15 protein-coding genes are annotated in these 17412 nt (G+C 73.8%); 10 read left to right on the top strand and 5 right to left on the bottom strand.

Features of this window, described 5'->3' with window-relative positions:
• Window positions 1-28: 28 nt before the first annotated feature.
• A complete protein-coding gene (locus JJI54_RS19770; RefSeq protein WP_226381955.1) occupies window positions 29-1324 on the bottom strand; it encodes an aminotransferase class I/II-fold pyridoxal phosphate-dependent enzyme in 1296 nt (431 codons plus the stop codon).
• Window positions 1325-1511: 187 nt separating this feature from the next.
• On the opposite strand from JJI54_RS19770, the gene JJI54_RS19765 reads away from it, so the two are divergent.
• The 10 genes from JJI54_RS19765 to JJI54_RS19720 all read left to right on the top strand — a co-directional run bounded on the left by JJI54_RS19765 (window position 1512) and on the right by JJI54_RS19720 (window position 13729).
• On the top strand, window positions 1512-3563 hold the full coding sequence (locus JJI54_RS19765; RefSeq protein ID WP_203074788.1) for a BTAD domain-containing putative transcriptional regulator: 2052 nt from the start codon (window positions 1512-1514) through the stop codon (window positions 3561-3563).
• A gap of 96 nt (window positions 3564-3659) precedes the next feature.
• Window positions 3660-4505 carry a phosphatase PAP2 family protein gene (locus JJI54_RS19760; RefSeq protein WP_203074787.1) on the top strand — a complete coding sequence of 282 codons (846 nt, stop codon included), beginning with the start codon at window positions 3660-3662 and terminating at the stop codon, window positions 4503-4505.
• Window positions 4506-4509: 4 nt separating this feature from the next.
• Complete coding sequence (locus tag JJI54_RS19755) at window positions 4510-5736, top strand: C1 family peptidase (protein WP_203074786.1); 1227 nt, start codon at window positions 4510-4512, stop codon at window positions 5734-5736.
• Window positions 5737-5811: 75 nt separating this feature from the next.
• Window positions 5812-6411: a glutathione S-transferase N-terminal domain-containing protein gene (locus tag JJI54_RS19750; protein ID WP_203074785.1), complete on the top strand. Its 600-nt coding sequence runs from the start codon at window positions 5812-5814 to the stop codon at window positions 6409-6411.
• Between the two features lie 93 nt (window positions 6412-6504).
• The gene (locus tag JJI54_RS19745; RefSeq protein ID WP_203074784.1) at window positions 6505-7029 is read left to right on the top strand and encodes a PAS domain-containing protein; all 525 of its coding nucleotides are present in this window, start codon (window positions 6505-6507) and stop codon (window positions 7027-7029) included.
• Window positions 7004-8320, top strand: a complete 1317-nt coding sequence (locus JJI54_RS19740; protein WP_203074783.1) for a methyl-accepting chemotaxis protein — start codon at window positions 7004-7006, stop codon at window positions 8318-8320. Before JJI54_RS19745 ends, JJI54_RS19740 begins: the two co-directional genes overlap by 26 nt.
• A 163-nt stretch (window positions 8321-8483) precedes the next feature.
• Window positions 8484-11012 (top strand): ATP-binding protein, encoded by a 2529-nt coding sequence (locus JJI54_RS32980; RefSeq protein WP_203074782.1) that lies wholly within the window; start codon window positions 8484-8486, stop codon window positions 11010-11012.
• A 56-nt stretch (window positions 11013-11068) separates the two neighbouring features.
• Window positions 11069-11722: a DUF2161 family putative PD-(D/E)XK-type phosphodiesterase gene (locus tag JJI54_RS19730; protein ID WP_203074781.1), complete on the top strand. Its 654-nt coding sequence runs from the start codon at window positions 11069-11071 to the stop codon at window positions 11720-11722.
• A 94-nt stretch (window positions 11723-11816) separates the two neighbouring features.
• Entirely contained in the window at window positions 11817-12689 is an 873-nt protein-coding gene (locus JJI54_RS19725; protein WP_203074780.1) for an alpha/beta hydrolase, read from the top strand.
• A gap of 2 nt (window positions 12690-12691) precedes the next feature.
• Window positions 12692-13729, top strand: coding sequence for an Ldh family oxidoreductase (locus tag JJI54_RS19720; protein WP_203074779.1), 1038 nt, complete (start codon window positions 12692-12694; stop codon window positions 13727-13729).
• 230 nt (window positions 13730-13959) lie between these two features.
• Here the strand turns inward: JJI54_RS19720 and JJI54_RS19715 are convergent, their stop codons facing one another.
• The 4 genes from JJI54_RS19715 to JJI54_RS19700 all read right to left on the bottom strand — a co-directional run bounded on the left by JJI54_RS19715 (window position 13960) and on the right by JJI54_RS19700 (window position 17318).
• Entirely contained in the window at window positions 13960-14928 is a 969-nt protein-coding gene (locus tag JJI54_RS19715) for a Bug family tripartite tricarboxylate transporter substrate binding protein (protein ID WP_203074778.1), read from the bottom strand.
• A 192-nt stretch (window positions 14929-15120) separates the two neighbouring features.
• Window positions 15121-16074, bottom strand: coding sequence for a VOC family protein (locus JJI54_RS19710; RefSeq protein WP_203074777.1), 954 nt, complete (start codon window positions 16072-16074; stop codon window positions 15121-15123).
• Between the two features lie 41 nt (window positions 16075-16115).
• On the bottom strand, window positions 16116-16823 hold the full coding sequence (locus JJI54_RS19705; RefSeq protein ID WP_203074776.1) for an FCD domain-containing protein: 708 nt from the start codon (window positions 16821-16823) through the stop codon (window positions 16116-16118).
• Window positions 16824-16904: 81 nt separating this feature from the next.
• Window positions 16905-17318, bottom strand: a complete 414-nt coding sequence (locus tag JJI54_RS19700) for a hypothetical protein (protein ID WP_203074775.1) — start codon at window positions 17316-17318, stop codon at window positions 16905-16907.
• Window positions 17319-17412: the final 94 nt, after the last annotated feature.

Genomic DNA, 17412 nt, shown 5'->3' with positions numbered 1-17412 from the left:
GCCCAGTCTTGATGCCGGGCGCGGCCTGTCAACCCGGGCTGCGGGCCTGCGCTTCCTCCCGCGCCGCGACGGCGATGGCGATCATTCGGTCGATCTGCGCTTCCGTATGGTCCGCCATCACATGCAGCCGCCAGCGCGCGCTGAAGCGGGGCACCTCGGGATGCTCCACCAGCTCCACCAGCCCGCCGCGCGCCGTCGCCGCGCGCGTCAGGCGCCGCGCATCGGCGATGCTGCCGATCTCCACCGGCACGATGCCGCTCGGCCGGCCCGGCACGGTGAAGGCGCGCGCCGCCAGGCCCTGGCGCAGCTGCATGGCGTTGGCCATCAGGCGGCGGCGCCGCTGCGCCCCTTCCGCCGACCGCAGCAGGTCCATCGCCGCCAGCACGATGCAGGCCTGGACCGGGGAGAAGGCGGTGGCGTGCAGCAGCGGCCCCGCGAAGCCCAGCAGCGCCGGCTTCAGCCCGCTGGCATTGCCCGCCACGAAGCCCCCCGCGCTGCCGAAGCTGGCGGAGAAGGACCCGACGACGATGTCCACCTCCCCGGCCAGCCCCTGCTCGCCCAGGAAGCCCAGCCCGCCATGCCCGATCGCGCCCAGGTCATGCCCGGCGCAGATCATGAAGGTGGCGCCGTGTTCCCGGCAGGCGTCGCGCAGCGCCCGCAGGTCCTGGTCGCCGCTATCGGCGGCGCAGACCGTCTCCGCCACCACCAGCAGGCCGGCGCGGGGGTGGCGCAGGCGCAGCAGCGCCAGGTAGGCGGCGACGGCGCCGGGATTGCGCTGGGACACGGCGTGGCGGTTCGCCGTGGCGCGCGCCGCGGCCTCCCGCAGCGCGGGGTGGCAGGCGGGGTCCAGGATGACGTGGTCATCCTCCCGCAGCAGGGTCGTCAGCACCCCATGCGTCGCCGCCCAGCCGGAGGGAAACACCGTGGCATCCCGGCAGCACAGCAGGTCCGCCACCCGCTCCTCCAGCACCTGCTGGGGCAGGCTGCCGCCCTGCACGCAGACGGGGCCGGAGGCACCGAGGCCCCAGCGGCCGATCGCCTCTCGCGCCGCCTGGGCCAGCGCCGGATGGCTGGACAGGGAGAGGTAGTCCGGCGAGGCGAAGTTCACCCCCCGCAGCCGGTCCTGCCCGCGCGACAGCACATGCGCCTCCGGCCCCACCCGGTCCAGCATCACGCGCGGCTGGGGGTCGAGCCCGGCGGCCATCCGCGCCTCCCAGAAGGCCTGGTGGCGTTCCCAGCGGTCGAGCAGGTCGGGCCCCTCCCGCTCCAGGTAGTCCGCGGCCACGGTCTCCAGCTCGGGCAGGCCGCGGTGGTCGTCGTGCATGGCGCGCAAGGTCGTGTCTCCTTCGGACGCCACCATGCACGGGCCGCGTTCGCCGAGCGTTAGACGCGCGTTAATGCCCTCTTAACGTGGCGTTGCCACGGCCGGGGGCCGCGTGGTGGATTGTTGCAGGACAACATCCACCCCGCCTTTCCGCCGCCGCCCCGCAACCGCGACAACCGGACTGGTCATGACGAGCATGAGCCCGCTGGCGGCCACCGCCCGCGCCGCCCCGCCCGAGCCCACCAGCGCACCGATCCCCGGGCCGACCCTGGCGATCGGCTGCCTGGGCGGCCTGACGCTGGGCTTCGCGGGCGGGTCGCTGCCGCTGGCAGGCCGGAAGGCGCGGGCGCTGCTGGCCTTCCTGGCGCTGGAAGGCGGCACGGCCGCGGTGCCGCGGGACCGGCTCTCCGGCCTGTTCTGGCCCGATGTCGCCGAACGCCAGGCCCGCAATTCCCTCCGCCAGACGCTGTTCGAGCTGCGGGAGGTGCTGGAGCGCCGGGGCTGCGAGGCGCTGGTCGCGGCGCGGGACGAGGTGTCGCTGGCCCCCGGCGCCTTCGCGCTGGACCTCGACCGCGTGCTCGCCGCCATCCGGGCGGGGGAGGTGCCGGAGGTGCTACGCAGCCAGCCCGGCTGCATCGACCAGATGCTGGCGGGCTACGAGGATCTGAGCCCGCTCTTCGCCGATTGGCTGGCGGCGCGCCGGCGCACCGCCCTCGCGCAGGTGCAGCACGCGCTCGATGCCGCCTATGGCGACGAAAGCCATCCGCGCGCCGCGCGCCGGCAGATCGCGGAAGCGGCGCTCCGGCTCGACCCCACCCATGAGGCCGCCTGCCGCGTCGCCATGCGCCTGGCGGCGGAGGATGGGGAGCTTGGCATCGCGCTCCGCCACTACGCCGCGCTCTACGACCATCTGGGCACGGAGCTGGACATGGAGCCCTCCGCCGCCACGCAGGCGCTGGCGGTGGAGATCAAGCAGGGCCTGGTGGAGGGCAAGGCGGAGACCGCCTGGCGCGCCCCCGCCGGCGCCCGCGCCGCCGCCTGGTCGGACGACGTGCCCCGCGTTGCCGTCCTGCCCTTCCGCGCCATCGGCGCCGACCCGGTGCCCCGCTGGTTCGCGGAGGGGATGGTGGAGGAGGTGATCTGCTCCCTCGCCGCGATGCGGGAGCCGGTGGTGATCGCCGGCCGCCGGCCGGATGGCGCGGAGGACGGCTTCGATGCCCCCGCCGCCGGCGCCGCGCTCGGCGCGCGCTACGTCGTCTCCGGCACCGTGCGGCGCGGCGGCGAATCGCTGCGGCTGACGGTGAAGCTGACGGCGGTGGAAGGCGGCGCCGTGGTCTGGGCGCGCAACTTCGATGCCACCGATGCGGGGCTTTTCGCCGCGCAGGACGCCATCGCCGCCAGCGTCGCCAATACCCTCGCCCCAAGGGTGCAGGAGATCGAGCTGGGGGAGGCCGCTCGCCGCCCGCCCGGCAGCATCGGCGCCTACCACCTGGTGCTGCAGGCGCGCCACGCCATGGCGACGCTGGAGGAGAAGCCCTTCGAGCAGGCGGGCGACATGCTGCGCCGCGCCATCGCCCTCGATGGCCGCTCCGCCATCGCGCATGCGACCCATGCAGCCTGGCTCAGCCTCTGGGTCGGGCAGCGCTGGTCGCGGGACGTGGCGGCGGACACGGCGGCGATGGAAGGCGCGGTGGCGCGCGCCATCGCGGCGGATCCGCAGAATGCGCGGGCGCTGTCGCTGCTCGGCCACAACCGCACCACGCGCCACCGCCGGTATGACGAGGCGCTCCGCCTGCTGGCCCGCGCGCTGGAACTGGCGCCGAACGACGCGACCACCTGGCTGCACAGCAGCCCCACCTACGCCTATCTCGGCGATGGCGCGGAAGCGGTTCGCCGGGCGGAACGCGCGCTGGCGCTGGCGCCGGAGGATCCCTTCCAGTTCCGCGCGCTGCACTTCCTGGCCATCGCCCACTACGTCGCCGGGGATTTCGCCGCCGCCGCCGATTGCGGGCGCCGGTCGATGGCGCTGAACCCGCGCTACCTCTCGAACCTGCGCGTCACCGCCGCCGCCCTCGCCGCGCAGGGAGAGGTGGAGGCGGCGCGCATCCTGGCGCGGGACGCGCTGGCGCAGCAGCCCGGCTACCGGGTGCATGCCAGCCTTCCCCAGCACCCCTTCAGCGACGCGGCGCGGCGCGAAGCCTATGGCCGCCAGCTTCTGCTGGCCGGCTTCCCCCCCTGACGAGCCGGCAGGGACAGCAAGGACAGGACCATGACGAGATCGAGTGGCGACGGGGGCATGTCCCCCGGCGGGCGGGTTGGGGCGCGGGATGGCGGGATGCGGCCCGAAGGCCCGGGCGGCGGCGGCGGCCTGCCGATCGACGGCGCGCTGGAAGGCCCTTCCACCCCGACGGCGGACCAGCTGGCCCAGGCGGAGGCCACGGGCAAGCTGCCGCTGATCCTCGGCGCCACCTGGCGGCCCGGCCATTGGGACCCGACGCTGCGCGCCATGCCCATCCTGGCCGCCTTCGCGCGCAGCGGCTGGGAACAGGTGCCCCTGCCGCCGCCGGACAATGCGCCCAAGGCCCTGGCGCAGGACGTCGCCGCGCTGCTGGACCTGATCTACCTGCGGGAGGACCGGATGGACGAACTCGTCGCCCAGTCCGGGGAGCCCGCGCGCTACTGGGCGCAGCTCTTCAGCATGACGCCGCAATCCCACCCCGCGACCTGGACGCTGATGTCGGCGGCGATGGCCGCGGCGCACATGGTCTGCATGCACTGGAAGGCGGTCTACAACCGGCCGCGCCCGCCGCAGGTCTATCCGGCGCTGATGCCGCCCATCCCGGTGCCGCCGCACCCCTCCTACCCCAGCGGCCATGCGCTGCACGCCCACCTCATCGGCCTGACGCTCGCGGAAGCCTGCCCGGCCATGGCGCCGGCCTGCCGCGCGCTGGCCGAACGGCTGACCGTCAACCGCCACATCGCCGGCGTGCACTACCCCAGCGATTCGCTCGCCAGCGAAAGGCTGGTCCGCGGGGTGGAGGGCAAGGGGCCGAGCATCTGGGGCCGCCTCCGCCCCGTGCTGCAATCCGAGATCTGGCGCGGGGAGCCGACGCCGCTGGCCGCCGCCAGCGCGGAATGGGGCGGCACCAGCGCCGGCCCCGCCCCGAAGCCGAGGGGCTGAGGCCATGTCCGGCACCGGGCGCCAGGCACCGGCCGAATTCCTGCGCCTCGCCGCGCGGGTCGGCCTCAGCCGGGGTGAGGCGCAGCGCCTGGCGGAAGCCGGCGCCTGCAGCCCCCGCACGCTGCATTGCCGGATGGAGCTGAACCCCTCGCTGCTCGACGGCAGCGCCGAACGCCGCGCGGCCATCCTGGCGGCGGCGGCGGCGCTGTCGGAGCCGCGGGAGATCCGGGCGCTGAAGGCGCTCCGCCGCCGCCTGCCCGCGCCGCTGCCGGGCGCCGTCCCGCCCTTCTTCCCGAACGCCCTGCCCGCCGAGGCCCCCGCCATGACCCAGAACGCCGAACGCCGCCCCCCCTTCCCCGGCGAAAGGCCGCCCCGCGACCGGCCCCGCCTGGAAGGCCCGGCCGTGACCCTGCTGGGGGAGGCGCGCTGGCGGCTGCGCGAACAGGGCAGGCGCCCCACCTGCATCCCCTTCGCCGTCGCCGCCATGCTGGAGCACCCGCACCACCTGGCCGGGGAGGATGATCCCGACCTGTCGGAGCAGTACCTGTTCTGGGCGATGAAGCATCGCAGCCCCTCCGGCCAGGCGGAGCCGGAGCACCACAAGCTGCGCCAGGCGATGGAGGCGCTGTCGCTGGCCGGCATCTGCGCGGAGGCCGACCAGCCCTACATCGCCGCCCTGCCCGACCCCGCCTGGGCCACCGGCGCCGCGCCATCGCCCGCCGTGCAGGCCAAGGCCTTCAAGGACCGCTGGACCGACCCGGTGATCTATGACGACGAGCCGGAGGATGCGCAGGGCCCGGGCACCGCGGCGCGGGTGCTGGCGCTGCTGCGCCAGGGCCGCGCCACCGCCATCGCCCTGCCGATGATGCGCGACGCCGCGGCGGCGCCAGGCGAGAACAACTGGCGGTCCCGCAGCGCGCTGCTCTACGGCAAGGTGCCGGACCCCGTGCCGGGCATGGTGGAGGATGGCGGCCATGCCGTCTGCATCCTGGGCTTCCTGCCGCATGCGCGCGAACCGCTCGGCGGCTACTTCCTGTTCCGCAACAGCTGGGGCGCGCGTTTCGCGGAATTCCCGCACACGGATATCCAGGACGGCATCCCGCCGATCGGCCGCCAGGGGCATGGCTACCTCTCGGCCCGCTACCTCGACCGCTGGTGCTGGGAACTGCTCTCCCTCGCGCCCGCGGAGGCGCGGATGCGCGACCATGGGCGGCGCATGGCGGGGGGCTGAGGCCCCCCCTCCCCGGATTGCGGCGCGCCGGCGCCAGGATGAGACTGGCCGCGACCGAGGAGGAAGCGGCCCGCCATGAAGCTCACCATCTCCCCCAACAGCCCCTATGTCCGCAAGGCGCGCGCCTGCGCCATCCAGCGGGGGATCGAGCACCTGATCGAGCCCTGGCTGGAAGCGGGCAAGGACCCGGCGCTGCCGCGCCTCAACCCGCTGTCCAAGGTGCCGACGCTGGTGACGGATGACGGCATGGCGCTGTTCGACAGCCCGGTCATCTGCGAATACCTCGACAGCATCGGCACCGCGCCGCCGCTCTTCCCGCCCGCCGGCCCGGCGCGCTGGAACGCGCTGCGCCAGCAGGCGCTCGGCGATGGCATCCTCGATGCCTCCCAGCCCCGGCGGCGGGAGATCGCGCTGCCGCAGGATGAAGGCCGGCGCAGCTACATCGAGCTGCAGCAGGGCAAGGTCGCCCGCGCGGTGGATGCGCTGGAGGCGGAGGCGGCGAGCCTCGGCGCGCTGACCACGATCGGGGAGATCACCATCGCCTGCGCGCTCGGCTACCTCGACTTCCGCTACGCGAACGAGCCCTGGCGCCCCGGCCATCCGGCGCTGGAGGCCTGGTATGCCCGCGTCTCCCGCCTGCCGGCCATGGCCCGCACCGCCCCGCCCCCGGCCTGACGCCGCGCGGCGCCGGCTGCATCCCGTTAGCATCCGGGGCGCATCATCCTCCCCGGCGGCCAGCCCCGGCCGCCGGTGTCGCAGGAGTGCCGCATGGCCATCCCCAGGCCGGTGCCGACGGGTCGCGCAAGCCCCTTCGCCGATGACGAGATCATCGTCACCAAGACCGACCCCAGGGGCCGGATCCTCTATGCGAACGAGACCTTCCTCACCGTCTCGCGCCTGACCCTGGCGGCGGTGCTGGGCCAGCCGCACAGCATCGTCCGCCACCCCGACATGCCGCGCTGCATCTTCGAGATGATGTGGAAGACGATCGGCGCGGGCGGCGAGTTCTTCGGCTACGTCAAGAACCTGGCCTCCAACGGCGACCACTACTGGGTCTTCGCCCATGTGACGCCGAGCCGCGACGCGACCGGCACGATCACCGGCTACCATTCCAACCGCCGCAAGCCGGAGGAGGCGCAGGTCGCGCGGATCGAACCGCTCTACCGGCGCCTGCTGGCCGCGGAGGCCGCGCCATCCGACCGCAAGACCGGCCAGCGCCAGGGCGCCGAGCTGCTGGCCGCCTTCCTGGCCGAAAGGGGGCTGCCCTATGAGCAATTCGCCTTCTCCCTCTGAGCGGCGCGGCGCCTCGCCGCTCCTCCTGGTCGGCGCGGCGGGGGCCGTCGCGCTCGGCCAGGCGGGCCTCCTGCTGGCCTCGGGCCCGTCCCTCGCGCTCGCGGGCAGCGTGCTGGTGCTGGCGGCCCTCGCAGCCGCGGCCTGGCGGCTGCGGCGCCAGGATGCCGGCATGGCGGCCATCGCCCGCGTGGCGCAGGCCGCCGCGCGGGGCGACCTGGAGGCGCGCTTCATCGGCGTGCCGGCGCCGGGCACGCTCGGCCAGGTGCAGCGCGGCGTGAACCGGCTGCTCGACATCACCGATGCCTTCGTGCGGGAAGCGGGCGGGTCGATGAAGGCGGCCAGCCTCGGCGCGCATCACCGCAAGGTGCTGCTGCGCGGCCTGCCCGGCGCCTTCGCGGCGGCGGCGGCGGACATCAACGCGGCCGGCGGCGCGATGGAGGCCAAGGCGCAGGCCTTCGCCGGCTTCGCCGCGCGGTTCGAGGCGGAGGTCGGGCAGGTCGTCACCGGCGTCGCGGGCGCCGCCATCTCGCTGCGCGGCAGCGCCGAGGCGCTGTCCGACAGCGCCGGCCGCGGCGCGACGGAGGCCGCGAGCGCCGCCCGCGCCATCGGCCACACGGCGGCGGAGACCAATGCCGTGGCGGCGGCGGCGGAGGAACTCTCCGCCTCGGTCGCCGAGATCGGCCGCCAGGTGACGCGCGGCTCCGCCGTGGCCCGCAAGGCGGTGGAGGAGACGGAGCGCACCGATGCCAGCGTGGCGCGACTCGCCGCCGCCGCGACGCGGGTGGGCGAGGTGGTGCGCATGATCGCCGCCATCGCCGGGCAGACCAACCTGCTGGCGCTGAACGCCACCATCGAGGCCGCGCGCGCGGGGGAGGCCGGCAAGGGCTTCGCCGTGGTGGCCGGGGAGGTGAAGTCGCTCGCCGCGCAGACGGCCAAGGCGACGGAGGAGATCGGCCGCCAGATCGCCGACATCCAGGGCGCGACGCAGGCCGCCGTGGCGGCGCTGCACGGCATCGGCGCCGCCGTGCACCAGACCGACGAGGTGGCGAGCGCCATCGCCGCGGCGGTGGAGGAACAGGGCGCGGCGACGCAGGAGATCGCGCGCAGCGTGCAGGGCGTGGCGAGCGGCGGCGCCACGGCGGCGGCGAGCGTCGAGGGCGTGGGCCAGGCCGCTGCCGTGACCGGCGCCGCGGCGCAGGCCGTGCTCGGCGCCTCGCGCGACCTGGCCGCGCAGTCGGAACGGCTGAGCGAGGGGGTCCGCGCCTTCCTGGCCACTGCCCGGGTGGCGTGAGGTCCGGATTTCGTCGAATTAACGAATCAACTTCCTTGCAAAGCTCACGCCTGCGCTAGAGGGGGCGCGCACGAGGCGGACCGACCGCACAACCCTCTCCTGCGTGGCGCGCCCCGGCCGCCCCGGCTGACTAGGCGGGAACAGTCCAGGACGTTTTCGACCCGTGCCGCACTTCTTTTCGATTACCCCGGTCGGGGACGCTGCTGGTACGGCCAATGCGGGCCGGCACGCCGGCGGCACGCGCACCCTGGCCGCCATCGGCCGCATCGTGGCCGTGCTGCTCCTCGGGCTGAGCGTGGTGGGGGCCTGGGTGCTGGCCTACGCCCTCTCCCACCAGGTGATGCAGGCCGCGACCGCGGCGGGCTTCGACCGCGCGCGGTCCATCGCCATCGCCACCGGGCAGGTCGCGGGCAAGACCATCGAGGTGACGCGCATGCTGCGCAACCTCTCGCAGCGCTGGCAGTCGCTCGGCGCGCCGGGGGATGAGGCGCGGCGGCGGGACGTGGAGACGACGATCCGCGCCATCCTCGCCAACCCCGCCATGGCGATCGCGCAGCTTGGCGTCGCGGGACCGGATGGCGCCGTGATCTGGCATTCCGAGGGCGGGCATCACAGCTTCTCGGTGGCGGACCGCGCGCATTTCCAGCAGCACCGCCAGGGCCATCCCGGCCCCATCTTCGGCCTGCCCAATAGCGGTCCGGGCCAGCTGCTGCCGGTATCCTGGCGCCTGACCGGGCCCGGGGACAGCTTCGCCGGCGTCGCCATCGCGCTGCTGCGGCCGGAGGATGTGGCCCCGCAGCTTGCCGCCGTGACGGACCAGCCGACGGACGTGATCGCGCTGGTGCGGCAGGAGGGGGAGCTGCTGGCCGCCAACCAGCGCGGGGCCCCGCGCATCGGCACGCCGGTGCTGCCGGCGCCGCGGCGCCAGGATATCGAGCGCGCGGGCCGTTTCACGGCGACGGGCCCGCTGGTGCCGGACGGGCCGGTCCGCTTCGTCGTCGCGCAGCTGCTGCCGGGCACGAACCTGATCGCGGTCGCGGGCGTGGAGGCGGCGGGCGCGCTGCACACGGCCAGGCTGCTGGAGACGGCGTCGCTGCTGGCGGCGCTCGGCTATACCGGCCTCGCCATCCTCTGCGCCCTGCTGGTGCGGGTGGCGGACCGGGGGCGGCGATCGGCGGCGCAGGCGGCGCTGCTGGCGGCGGGGCGGGCGGAGCTGCACCGGCTGCATGCCCGGCTGCCCGCCGTGATCTTCCTGCGCGACGTCGCCGCCGACGGGTCCTCCCGCCTCACCTACCGCGACGGCGACGTGCAGGCGGTGACGGGCTGGACGGATGGCAGCCTGGACCGGGAGGAGGATTGGAGCCGCCTCTATGACGAACAGGCGCCGGCACGGCCCGAGATGGTGCGCCAGGTGCTGCGGGATGGCGGCGCGATCCGCCGCTGGCGCATCCGCCAGCCCGATGGCGGGTGGCGCGACGTGGTGATGCACATGCAGCGCCTGTCGGTGCGGCCCGATGGCGGGGGCGAGATCGTCGGCTACATGCGCGATGCCAGTGCGGAGCAGGCCGCCCTGGCGCGGGAAGCGGCGGCGCGGGCCGAGATGGACGAGACGCTGGCCCTGGCCCCCGTGGTGGTGTTCCGCGGCCGCGTCTGGGCCTGCGCCGGCTGCCAGCTTCCGGGCAAGGGCTGCTGGCGGGAGGATTTCGTCAGCCGCAGCATCGAGCCGGTGACGGGCTGGACGGCGGCGGCGCTGGCGGCGGCGGGCGGGCTCGGCGCCATCCTGCTGCCCGCCGATTCGCTGGTGCCGGGCATCGAGGCGATGCGCCGCGACGGGCGCTGGTCCGCCGACCTGGCGGTGCGCCGGCCCGATGGCGGGGCGATCGCGGTGCGGGTGACGGTTTCCGTGGTGGGGCGCGTCGATGACAGCGCCATGGACATCGTCGGCTACCTGGCCGACGTGACGGCGGAGCTGGATGCCAAGGCGCGCGCCATCGCCGCGGCGCGGCTGGCCTCGCTGGGGGAGCTGTCGGCCGGGCTGGCGCATGAGCTGAAGCAGCCGCTGCTGGCGATCGGCCTCGCGCTGTCCAACACGCGCCAGGCGCTGGAACGGGGCGACCTGGCGGCGGTGGGCACGCGGCTCGGCCGGGCCAGCGGCTATGTCACGCGCGCGGCGGCGGTGGTGGAGCATCTGCGCCGCTTCGCCCGCGGCGGCGAGGAAGGCGCGGCGCCCGAGCCGGTGCCGCTGGAGCTGGCGGTGGAAGGCGCGATGGCGGTGCTGGGCGGGACGCTGCGCGATGCCGGGGTGCAGCTGGTGCTGGCGCTGGGCAACCCGGTGCCGCGGGTGCTCGGCCAGCTGGTGCCGCTGGAGCAGGTGCTGGTGAACCTGATCGGCAATGCGCGCGACGCGCTGGCGGGGCTGCCGGCGGACCAGCCGCGGCGCGTGCGCGTCAGCGCCGCGCCGGATGCGGGCTTCGTCGTGCTGACCGTGGCCGATAATGGCGGCGGCATCCCGGATGCGGTGATGGCCCGCCTGTTCCAGCCCTTCGTCACCACCAAGGCGGAGGACCGGGGCACGGGGCTCGGCCTGTCCGTCTGCCAGGGGCTGGTGCAGCAGATGGGCGGCACGATCACCGCCACGAACGAGGAAGGCGGCGCCGTCTTCCGCATCCGCCTGCCCGCCGCAGGCGACTGACATCCGCCGCCGCGGCCGATTGACGCCCGGGGCAGGCCGGGCGCATGCCCGCGGCGATGCCCCGCCGCCCCCGCGAAACCGACCTCTACGCCGCCGTGAAGGCGCATCTCCAGTCGCTCGGGCTGGAGCCGAAGGGCGAGGTGCTGGGCTGCGACGTGGTGGCGCTGGGCGCCGGCGACCCGCCGCTGCTGGTGATCGCGGAGATGAAGGCGGGCCTGACGCTGGAACTGCTGCTGCAGGGCGTGGACCGGATGGCGGCCTGCGACGAGGTCTGGCTGGCCGTGCCGGCCACCCGCAAGGGGCGGGACCGGGACCGCCGCGCCCACCGGCTGTGCCGGCTGCTGGGCTTCGGGCTGCTGGCGGTGCTGCCGGTCTCCGGCCGGGTGGAGGTGCTGGTGGAGCCGACGGCCTATCGCCCCCGGCTGAACCCCGGGCGCCGGTCCCACCTGGTGGCGGAACACCGCAAGCGGCGCGGGGACCCGACGCCGGGCGGCGGCAACCGCCAGCCGGTCATGACCGCCTATCGCCAGGCCGCGCTGGCCTGCGCCGGGGCGCTGAGGGACGGGCCGGCGACAACGCGGGCCGTGGCCGCCGTGGTGCCGGACGCGCCCACCATCCTGCTCCGCAACGTGCATGGATGGTTCGAGCGCGTCGGCCGCGGCACCTACCGCCTGACCCCGGCGGGCGAGGCCGCGCTGGCGGCGGCATAGGCTTCACTTCGAACATGCTTGGCATCTTCGAAAATCCGTGCCCTACTCCGCCCGCGCCGCGATGCGGCGCCAAGGCAGAGGACACGGCCCTTCCATGGACACCCCCGTCAGCTTCGTCTCCGACGGCATCGACATCGCGGGCGACCTGCACATCCCGGACGGCACGCCGCCCGGCACGCGGCTGCCGGCCTTCATCGTGCTGCACGGCTTCATCGGGTCCAAGGACAAGAGCCATGCGGAGATCATGGCGCGGCTGCTGGAATCCTTCGGCTATGCCGTGCTGCGCATGGACTTCCGCGGCTGCGGCAAGTCCGGCGGCAAGCGCGGCTACGTGCTGTGCCACGATCAGGTGGCGGATGCGAAGAACGCGCTGAACTGGCTGAGCCAGCGGCCGGAGATCGATCCCACCCGCATCGGCATCATCGGCCACAGCTTCGGCGCCGCCGTCGCCTGCTATGCCGGCGCCATCGACCAGCGCTTCGCCGCCGTCATCTCCTCCTGCGGCTGGGGGCATGGGGAGCGCAAGTTCATGGGCCAGCACCCCGGGGAGGCCTGGCCGAAATTCCTGGCGATGCTCGCCGCCAACCGCGCCCACAAGGAGAAGACGGGCGAGGCGCTGACCGTGCCGCGCTTCGACGTGGTGCCGATGCAGGAACACCTGCGCAAGAACCTCTCGCCCAACGCACTCATGGAAGTCTCCGCCGACACCGCGCAATCCATGTTCGACTTCAAGGCGGAGGAGGTGGTGCACTGGATCAGCCCGCGCCCCGTGCTGTTCATCCATGGCGCGGATGACACGGTGACGCCGACGGAGCAGTCGATCCGGCTGTGGGAGAAGGCGGGGCAGCCGAAGGACCTGGTGCTGATCACGGGCACCGACCATTTCCCGCTGGCCGCCGGCAACCAGCGCACGGCGGGCATCCTGAAGGGATGGCTCGACGTGCATTTCCCGGTGGCGAAGGCCTGACCGTGTCGAAGCTCCGCATCGCCGCCCCTTCCCTGCAGGCCTTCGCGCGCGACATCCTGGCCGCCGCGGGCACGCCGCGCCAGGATGCGGCGGTCTGGGCGGAGACGCTGGTCTTCGCCAATCTCCGTGGCGTGGACAGCCACGGCGTGATCCGTATCCCCCGTTACCTCGACCAGATCGCGGCCGGCGACATCCGCCCGGCCGCGGAGATGCGGCTGCTGAAGGCGGCCGGCGCCATCGCGCTGCTGGATGCCGCGGGCGCGCCCGGGCCTGTCGCGATGAAGCGCGCGATGGAGGAGGCGATCGCGGCGGCGAAGCGCGTGCATGTGGGCTGGTGCGTCGCGCGCAACATCACTCATGCCGGCGCCGTCGGGCACTTCGCCCTGCAGGCCGCCGCGCAGGGCATGGCGGGGCTGGTGATGACGGCCAGCATCCCCCTCATGGCTTGGCCGGGCAGCCGGAAGGCGGTGGTCTCCACCAACCCCATCGCCATCGCCATGCCGGGCGGGAAGCACCCTCCCCTGCTGCTCGACATGGCCACGGCGACGGTGTCACTCGGAAAAATCCTGGGCGCCAAGGCGTCCGGCACGCCGATCCCCGCGGGCTGGGGGATCGATGCGGAAGGCGCCGACACCACGGATGCCGCCAAGGTCGCCACCCTGCTGCCCATGGCGGGGCCGAAGGGGGCGGGCCTGTCGCTGATGATCGAGTGCCTGGCGAGCCTGGTCGCGACCAACCCGATGATCGCGCCCGCGCTGCGGGGCGAGAAGACCTACGGCATGAACGGCGTCGCCATCGCGCTGGACCTCTCGGCCTTCGGCGATCCGGCGGCGCTGGCCGCGGATGTGGACGACCTGGCCGCCACCATCGCGGCCCAGCCCCTGGCGCCCGACGCCGAGGCCCTGCTGGTGCCGGGCGAGCGTGGCGATGCGGAACGCGCCCGGCGGCTGGAGGCGGGCATCCCGCTGCCGCCGGGGGTGTGGAAGCAGCTGGTCGAGGCGGCGATGCGGCTCCACGTCGAGGTGCCGGCGCTGCTGTGACTTTTTAGTCGCTAACCCGTTTAAGCCGATTATGCCGTTTATGCGGGTTTAGCACCGAATTTCGGGGGTGCTGGCGGATGAATGGGAGGGGTTGTGGAGGCTCCACGCCCCCCTCACCCAGCCCTCTCCCCCCGATGGGGGGAGAGGGCCGCGGGCCGGTGGCGCGGTCCGGGCCATGATGGATGGAACATAGCAGGAACGATGGCGCGGGCGCCAGCGGAATCGCGCCCCTACTGCATCTGGATGCCCTGGCGCTGGATCACGCTGCGCCAGCGCGCGATCTCCGCCGCCACGAAGGGGCGCATGTCGCCGGGGCGGCCGGCATCGACCTCTCCATCCACCAGATCGTCCAGGCGGCGGCGCATGGCGGGTTCGTTGATGACCGTCGCCACCACCTGGTGCAGGCGCAGCGCCACCGGCTCCGGCAGGCCCTTCGGCGCGGCGATGCCGGCCCAGGTGGGCGCCTCGAAGCCCGGCAGATTGGCGGCCTCCGCCACCGTCGGCACATCGGGCAGCAGCTTCGACCGGGTGGCGGCGCTGACGGCCAGGCACCGCACCGTGCCGGCGCGGACATGCGGCAGCACGCCGACGCTGGTGGTGACCATGGCGGAGACCTCGCCCCCCAGCAGCGCCGTGGTGCCGGCGGCGTCGCCGCGATAGGGCACGTGCTGCATCTGGATGCCGGCCGCGGCGTTCAGCATCTCCCCGACCAGGTGATGCGTCGATCCGACGCCGGCGGAGCCGAAGGTGATGCGGCCGGGCTGGGCCTTCGCCATGGCCACCAGCCCCGCCAGGTCCCGCGCCGGGCTGTCCGCGCGCACGACGATGACGAAGGCGTAGCGCACGACCATGGAGACGAAGTCGAAGTCGTTCACGGGGTCGAAGGTCAGGCCCTGGGCGAAGGCGGCGGAGACGGCGTGGCCGCCGGTCAGCAGGCCGATGGTGTGGCCATCCGCCGGGCTGCGGGCGAGCGCGGCGGAGGCGATGTTGCCCCCGGCGCCCGGCCGGGACTCGATGACGACGGACTGGCCCAGTGATTCGCCGATCGGCGTGCCGATCAGGCGGGCCAGTATGTCCGCCGTGCCGCCGGGCGCGAAGCCGTGCAGCAGGCGGATGGGGCGGTCCGGCCAGGCGGCCAGGGCCGGGCGGGCGATGAGCGGCGCGGCCATCAGGCCGAGCGCCAGGCGGCGGGTAAGCATCTTGTTGTTTCCTCCGTTACTCGGCGTTTCATTGTCGAGCGCAGACACTGGCGGCCGGCCCGGCCGGCCGAGGCCGCGAATGCGGCCCGCGGCCAGTGCCGCGAAGCCAAGCGCGCGGAGCGCGCGCCCGGCGTCTGAGGGCAAGGCAAGCGAGCGTCTGATCCCGGAAGCCGCCGGAGGCGGCGCGCGGGATCAGACGCTCGCGGCTTCCCGGAATTCCTGCGGGGCCTGGGGCCCCCATTGGCTTTTCAGCCCCTGGCTCTTCGGCAGCCTGCGGGGCGCCACGGCGGCGTTCAGCACATCCGTGTCCGTCCAATGCTCATGCACGCGGCCCCAGGGGTCCTTCCAGTAGTCGAAGACCTGGCTGCCCAGCAGGTGCCGGCCGATGCCCCAGAGGTGGTAGTGCCCCTGCTGCTTGAGCCAGTCATGGCCGGCATGCAGGTCGTCCATGTCCTGCACCTCGTAGGAGATGTGGTTGAGGCCGGCGCGGCTGTGGCGGCCGAACATCATGATGTGGTGGTCCACGAACTCCTCGCCCCGGTCGGCGCGGTTGAAGCTGGCCAGCAGGAAATCGGGATTGTCCTCGGCATGGACATGCTCGCTGACCACGAAACCCAGGTGGCGGTGCGCCCAGGCGACGGAGCCCTCGATATCCGGCGTGCTGAACACCGCATGGCCCATGCGCTTCACCTGGCAGGGGCGCGGCTCGATCCGCTGCAACTGGCCGAGGCGCTGGCGCTCCGCGCCCGTGTTCAGCACGGAATGGCGCTCCGGCAGCGTCGCCACGGTGGCGACGCCGTGCACCACCTCCATGGTGAAGCCGTTATGGTCCTTGAGGCGGACGCGCTTGCCGCCGCCGGGCTCGTTCAGGTCCTCCACGCCGGAGGCGCCGGCGGCATGGGCGGCCAGGCGATGCAGGTCGGATTCACTGTCGGCGTGGAAGCCCACGGCCAGCACCCGGTCCGGGCCGCGTTCGGTGATGTGCAGGTGGTGCGCATCCCCGGTGCCGCGCATGTAGAGGCGGTCCTCCGTCCGCACCTGCCGCAGCAGGCCGAAATCGGTGAGGAACCGCTCCGCCTGGTCGAGGTCGGGCGCGCCGAGCCTGATCCAGGCGACGTCGCGCACCTTGATGATGGGGTCCTGCATGCCTGTTTCCTTCCTCCCTCCGCCAGTCCCGCGCGCGACGCTCAGGGTGGCGGCATGAATTGCGGCGCGTGGCGCAGCACGGTTTCCGTGGTCTCATCCAGATGCGCGGCCAGCAGGTCGGCCGCGCGTTCCGCCTGGCGGGCCAGGGCGGCGTCATGGATCGCCTCATGCTCCGCGCGCTTGGATGGCCCGATGGGGCGGTGGCGCTGGGAAACGAGGCGGTAGCGCTCCATGTGGTCATACATCTGCGCGCGCAGCCGCAGCAGCCAGCGCGACGGGCAGGCGGCGACGAGGGCGCGGTGGAAGTCGCGATGCGCGGCCAGCCATTCGCTGCTGCGCTGCTTGCGTTCCTCGCGGCTCAGCCGCTCGATCTTCGCCAGGCGGTGGAAGGCCAGCACCAGCCCGGCTTCCCAGGCATCGTCGCCATGGCGGACGGATTCCAGGATGGCGCGGCGTTCGAATTCGGTGTGCAGGGCGGAGACGTCGCGCAGATCCTCCGCCGAGATGGCGGCGACGCGGAAGCCGCGATTGGCGTCCAGTTCCACCAGCCCCTCGGGCAGCAGGTGGGACAGCGCTTCCCGCAGCGTGCCGATGCCGGCGCCATAGGCGCGCTGGAGGTCGGCGAAGCGCAGCCGGGCGCCGGGGGCATAATGCCCGTCCAGGATGTCGCCCTTCAGGCGGGACAGCACGTCCTGGCTGACCAGCACGGCATCCGGCTCCGCCGGTTTCTGCAGCACGCGCGGCGGCAAGGCCCCCTCCCCCGATCCCCGTCGCGGCGGAGCCTAGGGAAGGATATTCGATCAATCAAGCATGTTCGAAAATCCGGCGGCCTACCCCTCCAGCTGGCGCGGCGGGTCGTCCCCCGGCTTGCCGTCATTCGCCAGGATCAGCAGCGCATGGCCGGCGGCGGCGGAACCGCCCACGGCCATCACGATGAAGAAGGCGATGCCGTAATCGTTCCAGGGGCGCACCAGCGTCACCTCCTGCGGCCCGACGAACCACCACAGCGCCAGGCCCCGCACCACCGCGCCCGTCACCAGCCCCGGCAGGAAGCCGAACCAGAAGGCGGAGAGCACGATCGCCACCAGCATCAGGTCCCGCCCCGCGCCCATGCGGTGGTCCAGCAGGTTGGCCCGGCACAGGAAGGCGATGATGCCCAGCAGGAATCCAGCCAGCAGCCGGAGCCAGAGCGGCAGGGTGCGGAGCCGTTCGAGCCACCGCAGGGCGAAGGCCAGGACGTTCATGGGCGGAGGCGCGTACTCAAGGTTTCGCGAGCATAGGCCCCCCGGGCGATGCACGCCATGCGTGCAGGGCGTGGGAGGGTCGCGCTCGCCGTTT

Source organism: Falsiroseomonas ponticola, from assembly GCF_016805305.1.
GTDB lineage: Bacteria > Pseudomonadota > Alphaproteobacteria > Acetobacterales > Acetobacteraceae > Falsiroseomonas > Falsiroseomonas ponticola.
This window is presented reverse-complemented; position numbering and strand designations above follow the sequence as displayed.